This window comes from Roseospira goensis (assembly GCF_014197795.1).
Lineage (GTDB): Bacteria > Pseudomonadota > Alphaproteobacteria > Rhodospirillales > Rhodospirillaceae > Rhodospira > Rhodospira goensis.
In genome coordinates this window covers 175,245-191,968 of sequence record NZ_JACIGI010000003.1, presented here as the reverse complement: position 1 = coordinate 191,968, position 16,724 = coordinate 175,245, and the positions used below count along the sequence as shown (strand labels likewise).

The following is a 16,724-nucleotide window of genomic DNA, read 5'->3' as shown; positions in this document are numbered from 1 at the left end:
CCGCCCCAGCGCCCCCCGTCCGCCTGCCCTTGTTCAGGAAACCGTCGCAATGCCCGAGTCGTCGCTGTCCGATCCCGTGCCCGCCGCGGACGAGGCCCTGCGTGCCGCCGCCCGCGAGAGCAACGCCTGGCCCTTCCAGGAGGCCCGGCGCATCCTGGACGAACGCCTGAAAGGGCAGGCGCCCGCCAAGGGCTACGTGCTGTTCGAGACCGGCTACGGGCCGTCGGGGCTGCCGCACATCGGCACCTTCGGCGAGGTGGTGCGCACCACCATGGTGCGGCGCGCCTTCCAGCTTCTGGCGCCGGACATCCCGACCCGGCTGTTCGCGTTCTCGGACGACATGGACGGGCTGCGCAAGGTCCCGGACAACATCCCCAACAAGGAGCTGGTGGCCGCCCACCTGGGCAAGCCGCTGACGCGCATCCCCGACCCCTTCGGGACTCACGAGAGCTTCGGGCACCACAACAACGCCCGCCTGCGGGCGTTCCTGGACTCCTTCGGGTTCGAGTACGAGTTCCAGTCGGCGACCGAGTGCTACACCTCGGGCCGGTTCGACGCGGCCCTGCGGGCCGTGCTGCGTCACTACGATGCCATCCGGGATGTGGTTCTGCCCACCCTGGGCGAGGAGCGCCGCGCCACCTATGCGCCGTTCCTGCCGGTGTGCCCGAACACGGGCCGTGTCCTCCAGGTTCCCGTGCTGGAGACCGACCCCGACGCCGGCACGATCGTCTATCGGGACGAGGATGGGCGCGCCGTCGAGACCCCGGTGACCGGCGGGCGCTGCAAGCTGCAATGGAAGGCCGACTGGGGCACGCGCTGGCACGCGCTGGGCGTCGATTACGAGATGTCGGGCAAGGATCTGATCGACAGCGTGCGCCTGTCGAGCCGGATCTGCCGCATTCTCGGCAGCGAGCCGCCGGTCAACCTGACGTACGAGCTGTTCCTGGACGACAAGGGCCAGAAGATCTCGAAGTCGAAGGGGAACGGCCTCGCGGTCGAGGACTGGTTGAAGTACGCCAACGCCGAAAGCCTCGCCCTGTTCATGTACCAGAAGCCGCGGGCGGCCAAGAAGCTGTACTTCGACGTCATTCCGCGCAACGTGGACGACTACCTCGCCCACCTGGAGAAGTTCGAGGGTCAGGCGTCGCGCGACCGCCTCAACAACCCGGTCTGGCACATTCACAACGGCCGGCCGCCGCGTGAGGAGGCCCACCTCTCGTTCGGCATTCTGCTGAACCTGGCCAACGTATGCCATTCCGAGGATCCGGCGGTGCTGTGGCACTACATCAGCCGCTATGCGCCGGGCGCGACGCCGGAGACGGCGCCGATCCTGGACGGTCTGGTCGGGCACGCCATCGCCTACTACCGGGATTTCGTGCGGCCGGCGAAGCGTTACCGGACCGCCACGGCGGCCGAGGCGCGCGCGCTGGAGGATCTGCGCGCGGCCCTGGCCGAGGCGCCGCCGGAGGCGGGGGCGGAGGATCTCCAGACCCTGGTCTACGAGGTGGGCAAGGCGCACGCCGACACCCTGGGCGACCTCAAGAGCTGGTTCAAGGCGCTGTACCAGATCCTGCTGGGGCAGGATCAGGGGCCGCGCATGGGCTCGTTCATCGCCCTGTACGGCCGCGACGAGACCCTGGCCCTGCTGGACCGCGCGATCGCCGGCGACGACCTGGCCATCTGATCCTGTGCGGCGCGGCGCCGGCGCGGTGTCCGCCGACCGGCGGCTGACCTGACGCGGTTGCCGGACGGGCGGTGTTCCGGCATGCTCGCGGGCACCGTGATCCGGCCAACCATAGAGCGGAACGCCCGAATACGGAATCGCATGGTGATTTCGAATTCGGGCGTTCCGCTCTGAAACCAACAGATCGCGCCGATTCACGCTCGAAATCGGCCCCACCCCGGTGGTTCCGATTTCGAGCTATCGGCGCTAGGGAGGGGGGTGCCATGCTCGGACCCAGCGACCTGTCCGTCTACCTGTCGGGCGAGATCCACACCGACTGGCGCGACCAGGTGATGGCGGCGTGCGAGACCGCCGGCCTGCGCATCGACTTTTCCGGCCCGGTCACCGACCACGGCGCTTCGGATGACTGCGGCGTCGTGTTGCTGGGTGAGGAGGACCTCCCGTTCTGGCGCGACCACAAGGGCGCCAAGATCAACGCCATCCGCACCACGGTGCTGATCGAACAGGCCGATATCGTGGTGGTCCGCTTCGGCGACAAGTACCGGCAATGGAACGCCGCCTTCGATGCCGGCTACGCGGCGGCGCTCGGGACGCCGGTGATCGTCATGCATCCGCCCGAGCTGACCCATGCCCTCAAGGAGGTCGACGCTGCCGCCCTGGCGGTGTGCGAGACGCCGGCCCAGGTGGCACAGGTGCTGGCCTACGTGCAGACCGGCCGGCTGCCCGGGCGGTGACCCTGGACGCGGCGGCGCGGCGCCGTTTCATCCGGACCTGGACCACCGTCGCCGCGCCACCGCACGTGCCGGACCTGCGCCTGCACCTGGCGACCGAGATCACGCCGCTGTGGCAGGCCAGCGAGGCGCTGTTGCGTGAGCGCGGCGTCGCGCCGCCGTTCTGGGCCTTCGCCTGGCCGGGGGGGCAGGCGCTGGCGCGTCATGTGCTCGACGACCCGGAACTGGTGCGCGGCCGTTCGGTCCTGGACCTGGCCTCCGGCTGCGGCATCGCCGGTATCGCCGCGGCGCGGGCCGGGGCGGACGCCGTGACCGGTGCCGATACCGATCCGATGGCGGCCGAGGCGCTGACCCTCAACGCCACGCTCAACGGGGTGGCGGATCGGGTGGTGGCGTCGGTGGTCGACCTGCTTCCGGCCGCCGATGCGCCCGCCGGTGGCGCCGCGCCCGGTCGCTGGGCCGTGATCCTGGCCGGCGACGTGTGCTACGAACAGCCGATGGCCGACCGCGCCGCGCGCTTCCTGCGCGCGCAGGCGGCCGCGGGCGCGGTGGTGCTGTTGGCCGACCCCGGGCGGGCGCATGTGCCGCGGGACGGGCTGGAACTCCTGGCGCGTTATGCCGTTGCCACCACGCTGGAGCTGGAGGATCGCCTGGTCCGCGAGACCGCGGTCTACCGCGTCCGGCCCCCTTCGCCCCCGAACCAGGGAGACGCCCGATGATGGACCTGTCCGATGCCGTGACCGACTATGTTCGCCGGGTCGGGATCGACGAGCCGGCGCCCCTCGCCGCGCTGCGGGCCGAGACCGAGGCGATGGAGACCGCGCACTGGGCCAGCAGCCCGGAGCAGGCGGCATTGCTCGGCTTTCTGGCACGGCTGGTGGGGGCGCGACGGGCGCTCGATATCGGCACCTTCACCGGCTACAGCGCGCTCGCCGTGGCCTACGCGCTGCCGCCCGGCGGCGAGGTGCGGGCCTTCGACGACTCCCCCGACTTCGCCGAGATCGCCCGCCGGCATTGGGGCCGGGCGGGGATGAACGACCGTATCCACCTGCACGTGGGCCCCGCCGCCGATGGGGTCGAGATGCTGATCGCCGAGGGTCAGGCCGGCACCTTCGACATGGCCTTCATCGACGCCGACAAGGAGGGCTACGACGGCTATTACGAGCAGGCCCTCCAGCTCGTCCGATCCGGCGGCCTGATCGCGCTCGACAACATGCTGTGGAAGGGGACGGTGGCCGACCCCGCGAACACGACCGCCAACACGGTGGCCTTGCGCGACCTGACGCTGAAGATCCGCGACGACGCGCGGGTGGATTCGTGCCTGCTGCCGATCCGCGATGGCCTCATGCTGGTGCGCCGCCGGTGATGACGTGGACTCGATAACATGGAATTAATACTGACTTGCATTTGCAGAAAGAGGGCGCACGCCCCATACTATGGGGCAACACTGACGACGGGACCGACGGAACGGCGCCGACCATGTACATCTGCAATTGCAGGGGCCTGAACGAACGACACGTGCGCACGGCCATCCAGGGCGGCGCGCGCCATGTCGCCAAGGTGTTCCAGAGCTGTGGCGAGAGCCCCCAATGCGCCCGCTGCGTGCCGCGCATCGCGGCCCTGATCCGGGCGGAGAAGGGGGCGGGGCCACCGGTTGCCTGTCCGCTGCCCGGCCATGCCGGCGGGGTCGGCGAGGTCGGCGGGCCGGATCACCGGCTCGAAGCTGGCCCCTCGGAGGTCACGTCGTCCCCTTAACACGCGGGACGACCGGCCCCACATGGCATGGGTCACGCAAGGGGCGCCCGGGCCGACGAGGGCCGCGGGCGCTCCGCCGTATCCGGATCATGACCATGTGGGGGAGAAGGGGATGAAGGGCGACAAGTCCGTCATTGATCGGCTCAACAGCGTCCTGACCAACGAACTGACCGCCGTGAACCAGTACTTCCTTCATGCCCGCATGATGAAGAACTGGGGATTCCTGCGGCTGGCCGACACCGTCTATCACGAGTCCATCGAGGAGATGCAGCACGCCGACATGGTGATCGAGCGCATTCTGCTTCTCGAAGGACTGCCCAACCTTCAGGATCTGAAGACTCTGCGCATCGGCGAGACCGTGCCGGAGTGCCTGGAGAGCGATCTCACGCTCGAATATGACGCCCGCGCCACCCTGGTCGAGGGGGTGGCCCACTGCGAGGCGGTGCAGGACTTCGTCAGTCGTGACCTGCTGCGGCACATCCTGTCCGACACCGAAGAGCACATCGACTGGCTCGAAAGCCAGATGCACCTGATCGCGCAGGTCGGTGCCAGCGGCTATCTCCAGCAGCAGATGTTCGGCGGCGAGGGCGACAGCGAGGATTGATCCGGCGGTGCGATCCCGAGGTGCCATCCCGTGGCATCCCGGGATGCCATCCCGGGATGCCACGGGGGCCGGATCGCGGTGCAGGGTCCGTTACCCGGACCCCGGCCGGTTCGGCCCGTCGCCGCGGGCCAGGGCCAGCATGGCCGGGATGTCCACCGCGTCCATCTGGTCGGGTCGCAGGAACGTCTCGGCGTAGGCCAGGTAGACGCTCGACGTCAGGAACAGTTCGAACAGCGCCCGATCGACGTGGTTGTCGCGCGCCATGAACGCCAGGATGCGCACGCTTTCGCTCAGTGTCTTGGGCCGCTTGTAGGGGCGGTCGGCCGCGGTCAGGGCCTCGAACACGTCGGCGATCGCCATCATGCGGGCCAGCGGCGACATCTGGTCGCCGGTCAGGCCGTTCGGATAGCCGGTCCCGTCCATCTTCTCGTGATGATTGCCGGCGATCTCCGGCACGCGGGCGAGGTGGCGCGGGAACGGCATCTGCGCCAGCATGCGCTGGGTGACCACGATATGGTCGTTGATCTTGTCCCGTTCCTCGGGGGAGATGGTGCCGCGGCTGATGCACAGATTGTAGACCTCGCCGAAGTCGTAGCCGTCCACCCGATGGTCGGGGCGGTCCGACAGCAGCGGTTCGACCGCCGGGGCCGGCGGCGGCGGGCTGGCGGCGGCGCGCTCCCGTTCCTGCCAGGACAGCCCCATCGTGCGGTCGAAGTGCCGCACCCAGGTGCGCTCGCCGATGCGTCGGACCCGGGCCATGTCTTCGGCCGACATGAACTCGCCGCCGATGTTGCATTGCGCGATGAAGGCGTAGTCGTCGTCCAGCTCCCGGACGGTGGCGGCGAACGCGGCCTCGGCGGCGGCCGGATCGGTGCCCTCTGCGCGGGCGCGCCAGTAGGCGACCTCGGCGTCGCGGCGCAGGACTTCGAAGCGGGTGCGGATCTCGTGAATGCGATTGTGGATGATCTCCAGCTTGGTGGCCTTGTCCATCACGTATTCGGGCGTGGTGACCTTGCCGCAGTCGTGCAGGTAGGCCGCCACGTGCAGTTCGTACCACTCGGCCTCGGTCAGGCCGAAATCGGCGTAGGGACCGCTGTCGGTCGTGCAGGCCGCCTCGGCCAGCAGCTTGACGATGGTCGGCACGCGCTCGCAATGGCCGCCGGTGTACGGGGACTTGGCGTCGATGGCGCCGGCCAGAACCTGGACCAGGGCATCCAGCAGGGCGCGCTGCGAACCGATCAGGTGCTGGTTGTCCAGCGCCACGGCGGCCTGCGCGGCCAGCGCTTCCACCAGGCTCTGGATCTGGGGCGAGAAGGGGATGACACGGCCCTGCTCGTCCTGCGCGTTGATGAGTTGCAGGACGCCCATCACCTCGTCGTCGTGGTTCTTGAGCGGGATGGTCAGGAAGGACTTGGAGCGGTAGCCGGTGCTGGCGTCGAACTTCCGCGGACCCGAGAAATCGAACTCGCCGGGCTCGTAGGCGTCGGCGGTGTTGATCGTGCGCCCGGTCAGCGCGGCGGCGGTGCAGACGTTGCCGTAGTTGGGGGCGCCGCTGTCGGGGTCGCGCATATGCAGCACCGGGAAGGCGATCGGCCGTCCGGTGGTGCCGCCCATCGCCACCCGCAGGCTGTCGTTGCGGATGATGTCGAAACTAAGCGTGTTGCGGTCGGGGTCGCGCAGATAGAGCGTGCCGCCGTCGGCGCGGGCGATCGCCTTGGCCTCCAGCAGGATGCGTTCCACCAGCGTGGCGTGGTCCCGCTCCGCCGACAGCGCGATGCCGGTCCGAATCAGCCGCCGCAGGTGGTCTTCGCTGATGTCCGCCCGGCTGTCTGCGCGGCCGCCGTCGGACGTCGCGTCCGGGGCGGTCGCCTCGGGCGCCATCGCCTGCGTGGATACCCGTTCGGTGCTCCTCATACCGTCCCCGCTGCCGAACACACCACCCGGCCCCCGGCGCATGTGTCAGGAGACAGGATAGCAGCGCGACCGATCCAGTGGTAAGGAAAACGCCCGGTTCAGGGTGGCTTGTCCCGCCGTGTTCGATCTCCGTCAGACTGGAGTAGTGTGCATGCCCTTTGAGTCCCTGCGCGATTTCATGGATCGTCTGTCCCGGGACGGTCGCCTATTCCGTGTTGAGGCGCCCGTGTCCCCGGTTCTGGAGATGACGGAGATCCAGACCCGGTTGCTGGCGGAGGGCGGACCGGCGGTGCTGTTCGAAACCGTGGTGGGCGACGACGGCCGGCGCTTCGACATGCCGGTGCTGGTCAACCTGTTCGGCACCGTCGAGCGCGTGGCCTGGGGCATGGACCGCACGCCGGCGCAGTTGCGCGAGGTGGGCGAGACCCTGGCGTTCCTCAAGCAGCCGGAGCCGCCCGGCGGCTGGCGCGAGGCGCTGGAGATGATGCCGCTGTTGAAGACGGTGATGGCGATGAAGCCGCGCGCCGTCTCCAAGGCGCCGTGCCAGGAGGTGGTGCTCACGGGCGCCGACATCGACCTGGGCCGGCTGCCGGTGCAGAGCTGCTGGCCGGGCGAGCCGGCGCCGCTCATCACCTGGCCGCTGGTGGTGACCCAGGGACCGCAGGCGACGCAGAAGGGCGGCCGGCGTGAGGATGCCTTCAACCTGGGCATCTACCGCATGCAGGTGACCGGGCGCGATACCACCCTGATGCGTTGGCTGAAGCACCGCGGCGGTGCCCAGCACTACCGCCGCTGGGCCGCCGAGAAGCGCGCGCCACTGCCGGCCGCGGCGGTGCTCGGGGCGGATCCGGGCACCATCCTGGCCGCCGTCACGCCGGTGCCGGACACGCTGTCGGAGTACCAGTTCGCCGGCCTGCTGCGCGGCCGCAAGGTGGATCTGGTGGACTGCAAGACGGTCCCCTTGAAGGTGCCGGCCACGGCGGAGATCGTGCTGGAGGGCCACGTCATGCTGGACGAGTTCGGCGACGAGGGGCCCTACGGCGACCATACCGGCTACTACAACGCGGTCGAGCCGTTCCCGGTGTTCCGGATCTCGGCCATCACCATGCGCCGCAAGCCCATCTACCTGTCCACCTTCACCGGCCGGCCGCCGGACGAGCCCAGCGTCCTGGGCGAGGCCCTGAACGAGGTGTTCATTCCCCTCCTGGTCCAGCAGTTCCCGGAGATCGTGGATTTCTGGCTGCCGCCGGAAGGGTGCTCCTACCGCATCGCCGTGGTCAGCATGCGCAAGGCGTACCCCGGCCATGCCAAGCGGGTCATGATGGGGGTGTGGTCCTTCCTGCGCCAGTTCATGTACACCAAGTTCGTGATCGTGGTGGACGACGACGTTGACGCCCGCGACTGGAAAGACGTCATGTGGGCCATCTCGACCCGCATGGACCCGGCCCGCGACATCACCGTGGTGGAGGGCACGCCCATCGACTATCTGGATTTCGCCAGCCCCGAGAGCGGCCTGGGCGGCAAGATCGGTCTGGATGCGACCAACAAGTGGCCGCCCGAGACCCATCGCGACTGGGGCCAGAAGATCCGCATGACCGATGCCATCATCGACCGCGTGACCGCGAAATGGGACAGCCTGGGCCTGCCCGGCTCCGGCGCGCCGATCTGGCGCTAGCGCTGTCCCGTCCCGTCCTGTCCTGTCCTGTCCCGTCGTTCCACCCCGCCCGTCATCCGCCCGTTCGTTCCCGCCCCGCCCAGCCCAACCGGAGACCTGCCGCATGTCCGAGGCCGACACCCTTGCCCTGCTCGAAGACCTGATCGCCCGCGCCCGCACCGCCGGGGCCGACGCCGCCGATGCCGTGTTGGTGGACGGGGTCTCGGTGTCCGTGGCCTGGCGCCTGGGCGCTTTGGAACGCCTGGAGCGGGCCGAGGGGGGGGACATCGGCCTGCGCGTGTTCGTGGGCCGGCGCCAGGGCATCGTCTCCAGTGCCGACCGCTCGCCGCAGGCCTTGCAGGATCTGGTCGACCGGGCCGTGGCCCTGGCCCGCACCGTGCCGGAGGACCCGTACTGCGGTCTGGCGGACCCGGACCAGCTCGCCCGCGATCTGCCGGACATCGAGAGCCGCGATCCGGTCGAGCCGTCGGCGGAAACACTCACCGAGATGGTGCGCGCCGCCGAGGACGCCGCCCGCGCGGTGCCCGGAGTGACCAACTCCGAGGGCGCCGAGGCCGGCTGGAGCCTGACCACCGTGGCGCTGGCGGCCAGCAACGGCTTCGCCCGCTCCTATGCCCGCACCGGCTGCTCGCTGGCGGCCAGCGTCATCGCCGGCGCGGGCGGAGACGGCATGGAGCGGGACTACGACTACACCGCCGCCGTGTTCCGCGAGGACCTGCGCGATCCGGCCGAGGTCGGACGCAGCGCGGGCGAGCGTGCGGTGCGCCGGCTGGGGGCGCGCCGGCCGCGCACGGTGAAGGTGCCGGTGGTGTTCGACCCGCGCGTGGCCCGCTCCCTGGTCGGGCATCTGCTCGGCGCCATCAATGGCTCGGCCATCGCCCGCGGCACCAGCTTCCTGAAGGATCGCATGGGAGAGCGCCTGTTTCCGGCGGGCCTGTCGATCATTGAGGATCCGCACCGCCACCGCGGCCTGAAGTCGCGGCCCTGCGACGCCGAGGGGCTGCCGACGCTGCGCCGCGCCCTCGTCGACGACGGTCGCCTGACGACCTGGCTGCTCGACCTGCGCGCCGCCCGCCAACTGGGCCTGGACAGCACCGGACACGCCAGCCGCAGTCCCGGGTCGGCGCCGCACCCGGGGGCCTCGAACGTGTACCTGGAGCCCGGTCATGCCAGTCCGGCTGACCTGATCGCGGACATCAAGGAGGGGGTCTACGTCACCGAGCTGGTGGGGCAGGGCGTCAACATGATCACCGGCGACTATTCGCGCGGCGCCGCCGGCTTCTGGATCGAGAACGGCGAGATCACCCACCCGGTCAGCGAATGCACCATCGCCGGCACCCTGCCGCAGATGTTCGCCGCCCTGACGCCGGCCGATGACCTGGTGCTGCGCTACGGCACCGACAGCCCGACGGTGCGCGTCGACGGCATGACCGTCGCGGGCCAGTGACGGGCGGGCGGGTCATGGATTTCCGCAGCGACAACGTGACCGGCGCCGCCCCCGCAATCACCGCGGCCCTGGCGGCGGCCGCGGCCGGCACGGCCGCGCCCTATGGCGCCGACCCCTGGACCGACCGGCTGACCGCCCGCCTCGCGGCGGTGTTCGAGACCGAGGTGGCCGTGTTTCCGGTCGTCACCGGCACCGCGGCCAACGCGCTGGCCCTGGCGCAACTCGTGCCGCCGTTCGGCGCCGTGATCTGCCACGAGGACAGCCACATCAACACCGACGAGTGCGGGGCGCCGGAGATGTTCACCGGCGGGGCCAAGCTGGTCGCCGTGCCCGGGGGCGCCGGACGGTTGGACCCGGCTGCGGTGGATGCGGCGATCCGCCGCACCGGCTACCGCAAGGTGCATCGCGTCCGCCCGGCGGCGGTCAGCGTCACGCAGGCGACCGAGTGCGGCACCGTCTACACGGTCGAACAGGTCGCGGCCGTGGCCGACGTCTGCCGCCGCCATGGCCTGGCGCTGCACATGGACGGGGCGCGCTTCGCCAACGCGGTCGCCGCGCTGGGCTGCGCGCCGGCGGATCTGACCTGGCGCGCCGGCGTCGACGTGCTGTGCCTGGGCGCGACCAAGAGCGGGGCCTGGGCGGCCGAGGCGGTGGTGGTCTTCCGGCCCGAGTTGGCGACCGACATCGCGGAACGGCGCAAGCGCGCCGGCCACCTGCTGTCCAAGATGCGCTTCGTCTCGGCCCAGCTCCTGGCCTGGCTGGACGATGACCTGTGGCTGCGCCATGGCGCCCATGCCAACGCCATGGCCCGCCGCCTGGGGGCGGGGCTGGCGGCCGTGCCGGGGGTGACGGTGCCCGATCCGGTCGAGGCCAATATGGTGTTCCCGGTGCTGCCGCCGGGGCTGGCCGAGGGGCTGCGCGCGGCCGGGGTGCTGTTCGGCGACTGGCCGTCCGAACACGCCGACATGGTGCGGTTCGTGACCAGCTTCCAGAGCCGGCCCGAGGACGTCGACGCCGTGGTGGCCCGGGCGCGCGACCTGGCGGTGGCACCGGCCGGGGCGTGAGGCCGTCCCGATCTGCCTTCATCCGGCGCCCACGCGGGAGCGTGGGACCGAGAAAACCCCCGTCTCGCGCCCACGCTCCGGCGTGGGCGCCTGCGCGGCCGGCGCGGGCCTACAGGTCCAGCCTGTCCAGCATGTCCTGGGTGATGAGAGTCACGCCGCCCTCCGTGACCAGGAAGCGCTTGGCATCCTCCTCGGGATCCTCGCCCACCACCAGGCCGCTCGGAATCTGGGTGCGGGCCGCCACGATGCATTTGGTCAGGCGGGCGTGGCGGCCGATGTCGACCTCGGGCAGCAGCACGCTGTCCTTGACCCGGGAGTACGAGTTCACGCGCACGTCGTGGAACAGCAGGGAATGGCTGACGGCGCCGCCGGAGACAATGCAGCCCGCCGCCAGCACCGAGTCCACGGCCATGCCGCGGCGGTCCGGTTCGTCGAACACGAACTTGGCGCCGGGGCGCTGCACCTGACAGGTCCAGATCGGCCACGCCGGATCGTACAGATCGAGGTCGGGGGTGACCGCCACCAGGTCCAGGTTCGAGGCCCAATAGGCATCGAGGGTGCCGACGTCGCGCCAGTATGGCACGTCGCGCGAGTGCGGCGGGTAGACGCAGCTCTCCTCGAACCGGTGCGCCACCATGCGGGCCTTGCCCAGCAGGCTGGGCAGGATGTTCTTGCCGAAGTCGCGCGCGGAGGCGGGGTCGCGCGCGTCCTCCTCCAGCACCTTCAGCAGGAAGTCGGCCCGGAACAGGTAGATGCCCATGCTGGCGAAGGCCCGGTCGGGCTGGCCCGGGATGCAGGGCGGATCGGCGGGCTTTTCCAGGAAGCCGGTGATGGTGTCGTGATCATCCACGTCGACCACGCCGAAGGCGGTGGCGTCCAGGCGCGGGACCTCGATACAGGCCACCGAGACGTCGGCTTGCGACCTTAGGTGGGAGGCCATCAGCTTGGAGTAGTCCTGGCGGTAGACGTGGTCGCCGGCCAGCACCAGGATGTGCTCCGCCCCGTGGGCCTGGATGCGCTCGATGTTCTGGAATACGGCATCGGCGGTGCCCTGGTACCAGGAGCCGGCGGCGGTCTGCTGCTGGGCCGGCCACAGCTCGACGAACTCCCCCACCTCCGAGCGCAGGAACCCCCAACCGCGCTGGATGTGGTGGATGAGGGTATGCGCCTTGTACTGGGTCAGGACACAGATCCGCCGAAGCCCGGAGTTGATGCAGTTGGACAGGGGAAAGTCGACGATGCGGTACTTGCCGCCGAACGGCACCGCCGGCTTGCTCTCCTTGTCCGTCAGATCGCGCAGCCGGCTGCCCCGTCCGCCCGCCAGAACCAGTGCCAGGGTGCCGCGCATCGCGCGATTGACGTCGGCGGCAAAGGCCAGTTCGTCGGCCACGGCATGGCCGTAGCGGGAGGTCGGCCCGGGGGTCTTGTCGTCCATTGCGTGCGCTCCTTGGCGATGACGGCGGGGCTTGGCGGTAGGGCTGGGCGGTAGGGCTGGGCGGTAGGGCTGGGCGGTGGGGCTGGGCGGCGCGGCGGGGCGGCGGGAGCCGGCGCCGATTCGGGTCGGACAATTACATGAGCATGATGGTCGATCAATCAACGGAATATGACGGGCCGGATGCCGTGCGGGGGCGGCGCGACACAGCCGCGGTGCTGTGTCGGCGGCGAGGGTCGCGCCCGCAGCCAAGGCTTTGCTTCCCGTCGTCGGACGGGTAAGGTCCCGCGCACCGACTCACACTTTGCGGGAACCCCTCGATGCGCGTTCTGTTCGTGGCCTCGGAAGCCTATCCGCTCATCAAGACCGGCGGCCTTGCCGACGTCACCGGGGCGTTGCCCGTGGCTCTCGGCCGCCTTGGCGTCGATGCGCGCATCCTGATGCCGGCCTATGGCGGCCTGCTCGACCGCGTCGAAGTCACCGGCCCGGCCCGCAGCCTGGGCGAGGTCCTGCCCAACATCCGCGCCCGTCTGGTGCCGGCGCGCGAGCCGGACGGTGAGCGCGAGCTTCTGCTCGTCGACTGCCCGGCCCTGTTCGAGCGGCCGGGCGGGCCATACCTCGACGAGTACGGCCACGACTGGCCGGACAACTTCCTGCGCTTTGCCCTCCTGGGTCGCATCGGGGCCATGGTGGCCGCGCAGGGGGCGTTGCCCGACTGGGCGCCGGACGTCGTGCACGCCAGCGACTGGCAGGCGGGCCTCACGGCGGCCTATCTGTGGCTCTGGGGTGTGAAGCGCCCGGCCACGGTGTTCACCGTCCACAACCTGCACTATCAGGGCATCTTCGGCCGCGAGATTCTGCCCATGATCGGCCTGCCCGACTGGATGTTCTCGGTCGAGGGTCTCGAATTCTACGGCCACGTTTCCTATCTCAAAGCGGGTCTGTACTACAGCCAGTTCCTGACCACCGTCAGTCCCACCTATGCGCGCGAAATCCAAACCCTGATGGGGGGCGAAGGGTTGCACGGTCTCCTGTCCAGTCGGGCGTCGCGCCTTCAGGGCATCCTCAACGGAGTCGATCAGGCGGACTGGGATCCGGCGGCGGACCCCCATATCGCGGCGCCGTTCCATCACGACGACCTGAGCGGTAAGGCGGCCTGCAAGGCGGCGCTCCAGCGCGAAATGGGTCTGGCCCAACGGCCGGATGCGCCGCTGTTCGGGGTGGTCAGTCGGTTCGTGGAACAGAAGGGCATTGATCTTGCTCTGGCGGTGATCTCCACGATCGTGGACAGTGGGGGCCAGATCGTCATTCTGGGATCGGGCGATCCGGGGCTGGAATGGCATGTGCGCGGGGCGGCGGGGGCGATGCCGGACAGCGTGGCGGCGCGAATCGGCTACGACGAGGGGCTGTCGCATCGCATCCAGGCCGGCGCGGACGCGCTGCTGGTGCCGTCACGGTTCGAGCCCTGCGGCCTCACGCAGCTATATGCCATGCGGTATGGGACGGTTCCGGTGGTGCGGCGCACCGGCGGTCTGGCGGATACGGTGATCGACGTCGACGAGGCCTCCGCCGGGACCGGCATCGTGTTCGATCACCCGGACCCGAGCAGTCTGATCGGCGCGGTGCGCAGAACGATCGCGCTGTACCGCCAGGGCGAAGCCTGGCAAACGGCGATGCGCGCCGGCATGGCGCTGGACCATAGCTGGGACCGGGTGGCGCGCGAGTACCTGGGTTTGTACGGCGAAGTGCTGCACGCCGACTGACGGCCAGGCGGCGGCGCGCCGACGAGGGGCGAGACGGGTGACCAAGACGGGTGACCGAGACGGGCGACCAAGACGGGTGACCGGTGCTGCGGGCACGGGTCCGGCCCGCGCCCACGACGCGGACCACGAACCACAAGCCACGAACACGAAGGCGGGCGACCATGGATCAGTTGGTGAAGGAAGCCCTTGAGGGCGAGTTCCGCGTCAATATGCACGATGCGGACAGCATCCGGCGCGGCCTCATTTCGTACATGGTGCGCGTGGTGGGACACGACCCGCGCTCGGCCGGCACGCGGCAGTGGTTCATGGCGCTGGCGCACATGATCAAGGGCATCCTGTCGGAGCGCGGCATGGGCACCAGTCGCGCCCAGTACGGCCAGGACACGCGGCGCATCTACTACCTGTCGATGGAGTTCCTGACCGGCCGCCGCCTGATGAAGCACCTGGTCGACTTCGGCCTGACCGACACGGTGCGCGAGGCGCTCGAGTCGCTCGGCCAGGATCTCGACACGGTGGCCGAGGAGGAGCCGGACCCGGCGCTCGGCAACGGCGGCCTGGGCCGGCTGGCGGCGTGCTTCCTGGACTCCATGGCGACCCATCAATATCCGGGTCACGGCTACGGGATCCGCTACGAGTTCGGCATGTTCTCGCAGACCATCGAGGACGGCCAGCAGGTGGAGCACCCGGACAACTGGCTGCGCCGGGGCAATCCGTGGGAGTTCGTGCGCCATAGCGTGGCCTATCCGGTGCGCTTCCACGGCCGCATCGTCTGCTTCCGGGACGAGCAGGGCCGCGAGCGCTGCGAATGGGTGGACACCCAGGATATCAACGCGGTGGCCTCCGACCTGAAGATCACCGGCTACGACAGCCCGATCATCTCCAACCTGCGCCTGTGGACGGCGCGGGCGACCAACGATTTCGACCTGCGCTTTTTCAACGAGGGCAACTACATCGAAGCGGTGAAGGACAAGACCACCTCGGAGACGCTGTCCAAGGTGCTCTACCCCATGGACAGCACCGTCCTGGGCCAGGAACTGCGCCTCAAGCAGGAGTACTTTTTCGTCTCGGCGTCGCTGCAGGACATCATCGCGCGGTATCTGCGCGTCCACAGCGACATGTCGACCCTGCACAAGAAGATCGCCATCCAGCTCAACGACACCCACCCGGCCCTGGCGGTGCCGGAGATGATGCGCCTGCTGGTGGACGTGCACGGGCTGGACTGGGACAAGGCCTGGCACGTGACCCGCGAGACCTTCTGCTACACCAACCACACCCTGCTGCCGGAGGCGCTGGAGACCTGGCCCATCGGCATGCTGGAGCACGTGCTGCCGCGTCACCTGGAGATCATCTACCTGATCAACCACGACCACTTGCAGCAGGTGCGGTTCCGCTTCCCCGGCGAGATGGACGTGCTGCGGCGCATGTCGCTGGTGGACGAGGAAACCCAGCGCATCCGCATGGCCCACCTGGCGATCGTCGGCAGCAAGAGGGTCAACGGCGTGGCCGCGCTGCACACGCGGTTGCTGCGCGAGAAGGTGTTTCCCGAGTTCGACGAGATGTATCCGGGCAAGTTCGTCAACGTCACCAACGGGGTGACCCAGCGGCGTTGGCTGCTCCAGTGCAACCCGGAGCTGGGGGCCCTGATCTCCCAGGCGATCGGGGAGGCCTGGAAGACCGACCTGATGGCGCTGCGCGACCTGGAGCCGATGGCCGAGGACGCCGCCTTCCGGGAGCGTTTCAACGCCATCAAGCTGGCGAACAAGGAACGCCTGGGCGCGCACATCGCCGGCCAGACCGGACTCGTTGTCGATCCGGCGAGCATGTTCGACGTGCAGGTCAAGCGGATCCACGAGTACAAGCGCCAGCTCCTCAACGTTCTGCACGTGGTCCACCGCTACGTGCTGCTGCGCGAGGGCCGGGTGACGGCCCCGGTGCCGCGCACGGTCATCATCGGCGGCAAGGCGGCGCCCGGATACTATCTGGCCAAGCAGATCATCCGCCTGATCAATGACGTCGCCCTGACCATCAACAACGACCGCAGCGTGAGCGACCTGCTCAAGGTCGTGTTCCTGCCCAACTACAATGTCTCAAGTGCCGAGATCACGATCCCGGGCGCCAACCTGTCCGAGCAGATCTCCACCGCCGGCACCGAGGCGTCGGGCACCGGCAACATGAAGTTCGCGCTCAATGGGGCGCTGACCATCGGGACCCTCGACGGCGCCAACATCGAGATCAAGGAAGAGGTCGGCGACGACAACATCTTCATCTTCGGCCTGACCACCGAGCAGGTGATGGAGACCAAGCGCCGCGGCTATAATCCCTGGAGGGTGATCGAGGGCAATCCGGATCTGAAGCGGGTGGTCGACATGATCACCTCCGGGTTCTTCAACCCGCAGCAGGTCAACCGTTACCACGCGATCGGGGAAACCCTGTTTGAACGCGGCGACCAGTACATGGTGCTGGCCGACTTCGCGGCCTACGTGGAGGCCCAGAACCGGGTGGACGAGCTGTTCCAGGATCCGGATGCCTGGGCCCGCAAGGCCATCCTGAACGTGGCCCGCATGGGGACGTTCTCGTCGGACCGCTCCATCCACACCTATGCACGCGACATCTGGGGCGTCGAGCCGATGGACCTGACGGCCACGCTCTGACCGG

General features: G+C 69.4%; 13 protein-coding genes. 11 read left to right on the top strand and 2 right to left on the bottom strand.

Annotated elements, in window-relative coordinates; all coding sequences use genetic code 11:
- Positions 1–49: 49 nt before the first annotated feature.
- From GGD88_RS02865 to bfr, 6 genes are all read left to right on the top strand, one after another.
- The gene (locus tag GGD88_RS02865) at positions 50–1,684 is read left to right on the top strand and encodes a lysine--tRNA ligase (protein WP_184431503.1); all 1,635 of its coding nucleotides are present in this window, start codon (positions 50–52) and stop codon (positions 1,682–1,684) included.
- Positions 1,685–1,947: 263 nt separating this feature from the next.
- A complete protein-coding gene (locus GGD88_RS02860; protein ID WP_184431501.1) occupies positions 1,948–2,418 on the top strand; it encodes a YtoQ family protein in 471 nt (156 codons plus the stop codon).
- Entirely contained in the window at positions 2,415–3,134 is a 720-nt protein-coding gene (locus GGD88_RS02855) for a class I SAM-dependent methyltransferase (protein ID WP_184431499.1), read from the top strand. The genes GGD88_RS02860 and GGD88_RS02855 overlap by 4 nt, the downstream gene beginning before the upstream one ends.
- Positions 3,131–3,781: an O-methyltransferase gene (locus GGD88_RS02850; RefSeq protein ID WP_184431497.1), complete on the top strand. Its 651-nt coding sequence runs from the start codon at positions 3,131–3,133 to the stop codon at positions 3,779–3,781. The genes GGD88_RS02855 and GGD88_RS02850 overlap by 4 nt, the downstream gene beginning before the upstream one ends.
- Positions 3,782–3,894: 113 nt before the next feature.
- On the top strand, positions 3,895–4,170 hold the full coding sequence (locus GGD88_RS02845; protein ID WP_184431495.1) for a (2Fe-2S)-binding protein: 276 nt from the start codon (positions 3,895–3,897) through the stop codon (positions 4,168–4,170).
- Between the two features lie 112 nt (positions 4,171–4,282).
- Positions 4,283–4,774 (top strand): bacterioferritin, encoded by a 492-nt coding sequence (gene bfr / locus GGD88_RS02840; RefSeq protein ID WP_184431494.1) that lies wholly within the window; start codon positions 4,283–4,285, stop codon positions 4,772–4,774.
- A gap of 90 nt (positions 4,775–4,864) precedes the next feature.
- Here bfr and GGD88_RS02835 read toward each other — a convergent pair whose 3' ends face one another.
- The gene (locus GGD88_RS02835) at positions 4,865–6,688 is read right to left on the bottom strand and encodes an HD domain-containing phosphohydrolase (protein WP_184431491.1); all 1,824 of its coding nucleotides are present in this window, start codon (positions 6,686–6,688) and stop codon (positions 4,865–4,867) included.
- 151 nt (positions 6,689–6,839) lie between these two features.
- Between GGD88_RS02835 and GGD88_RS02830 the strand changes: the two genes are divergently transcribed.
- The 3 genes from GGD88_RS02830 to GGD88_RS02820 all read left to right on the top strand — a co-directional run bounded on the left by GGD88_RS02830 (position 6,840) and on the right by GGD88_RS02820 (position 10,874).
- A complete protein-coding gene (locus tag GGD88_RS02830) occupies positions 6,840–8,363 on the top strand; it encodes a UbiD family decarboxylase (RefSeq protein ID WP_184431489.1) in 1,524 nt (507 codons plus the stop codon).
- Between the two features lie 103 nt (positions 8,364–8,466).
- Positions 8,467–9,810, top strand: a complete 1,344-nt coding sequence (locus tag GGD88_RS02825; protein WP_184431487.1) for a TldD/PmbA family protein — start codon at positions 8,467–8,469, stop codon at positions 9,808–9,810.
- Between the two features lie 14 nt (positions 9,811–9,824).
- Positions 9,825–10,874: a threonine aldolase family protein gene (locus GGD88_RS02820; RefSeq protein WP_184431485.1), complete on the top strand. Its 1,050-nt coding sequence runs from the start codon at positions 9,825–9,827 to the stop codon at positions 10,872–10,874.
- A gap of 109 nt (positions 10,875–10,983) precedes the next feature.
- Here GGD88_RS02820 and glgC read toward each other — a convergent pair whose 3' ends face one another.
- A complete protein-coding gene (glgC, locus tag GGD88_RS02815) occupies positions 10,984–12,222 on the bottom strand; it encodes a glucose-1-phosphate adenylyltransferase (RefSeq protein WP_246423531.1) in 1,239 nt (412 codons plus the stop codon).
- Positions 12,223–12,626: 404 nt separating this feature from the next.
- Between glgC and glgA the strand changes: the two genes are divergently transcribed.
- Both glgA and GGD88_RS02805 read left to right on the top strand, forming a co-directional pair.
- The gene (gene glgA, locus GGD88_RS02810) at positions 12,627–14,069 is read left to right on the top strand and encodes a glycogen synthase GlgA (RefSeq protein ID WP_184431482.1); all 1,443 of its coding nucleotides are present in this window, start codon (positions 12,627–12,629) and stop codon (positions 14,067–14,069) included.
- Between the two features lie 161 nt (positions 14,070–14,230).
- Positions 14,231–16,720, top strand: a complete 2,490-nt coding sequence (locus tag GGD88_RS02805; protein ID WP_184431480.1) for a glycogen/starch/alpha-glucan phosphorylase — start codon at positions 14,231–14,233, stop codon at positions 16,718–16,720.
- Positions 16,721–16,724 lie beyond the last annotated feature (4 nt).

Coding starts and splice junctions, on each gene's coding strand:
- GGD88_RS02850 (WP_184431497.1), top strand. CDS start 3,131: ATGATGGACCTGTCCGATGCCGTGACCGACTATGTTCGCCGGGTCGGG.
- GGD88_RS02820 (WP_184431485.1), top strand. CDS start 9,825: ATGGATTTCCGCAGCGACAACGTGACCGGCGCCGCCCCCGCAATCACC.
- GGD88_RS02865 (WP_184431503.1), top strand. CDS start 50: ATGCCCGAGTCGTCGCTGTCCGATCCCGTGCCCGCCGCGGACGAGGCC.
- GGD88_RS02830 (WP_184431489.1), top strand. CDS start 6,840: ATGCCCTTTGAGTCCCTGCGCGATTTCATGGATCGTCTGTCCCGGGAC.
- GGD88_RS02845 (WP_184431495.1), top strand. CDS start 3,895: ATGTACATCTGCAATTGCAGGGGCCTGAACGAACGACACGTGCGCACG.
- glgC (WP_246423531.1), bottom strand. CDS start 12,222: ATGCGCGGCACCCTGGCACTGGTTCTGGCGGGCGGACGGGGCAGCCGG.
- GGD88_RS02860 (WP_184431501.1), top strand. CDS start 1,948: ATGCTCGGACCCAGCGACCTGTCCGTCTACCTGTCGGGCGAGATCCAC.
- GGD88_RS02805 (WP_184431480.1), top strand. CDS start 14,231: ATGGATCAGTTGGTGAAGGAAGCCCTTGAGGGCGAGTTCCGCGTCAAT.
- GGD88_RS02825 (WP_184431487.1), top strand. CDS start 8,467: ATGTCCGAGGCCGACACCCTTGCCCTGCTCGAAGACCTGATCGCCCGC.
- glgA (WP_184431482.1), top strand. CDS start 12,627: ATGCGCGTTCTGTTCGTGGCCTCGGAAGCCTATCCGCTCATCAAGACC.
- GGD88_RS02835 (WP_184431491.1), bottom strand. CDS start 6,688: ATGAGGAGCACCGAACGGGTATCCACGCAGGCGATGGCGCCCGAGGCG.
- bfr (WP_184431494.1), top strand. CDS start 4,283: ATGAAGGGCGACAAGTCCGTCATTGATCGGCTCAACAGCGTCCTGACC.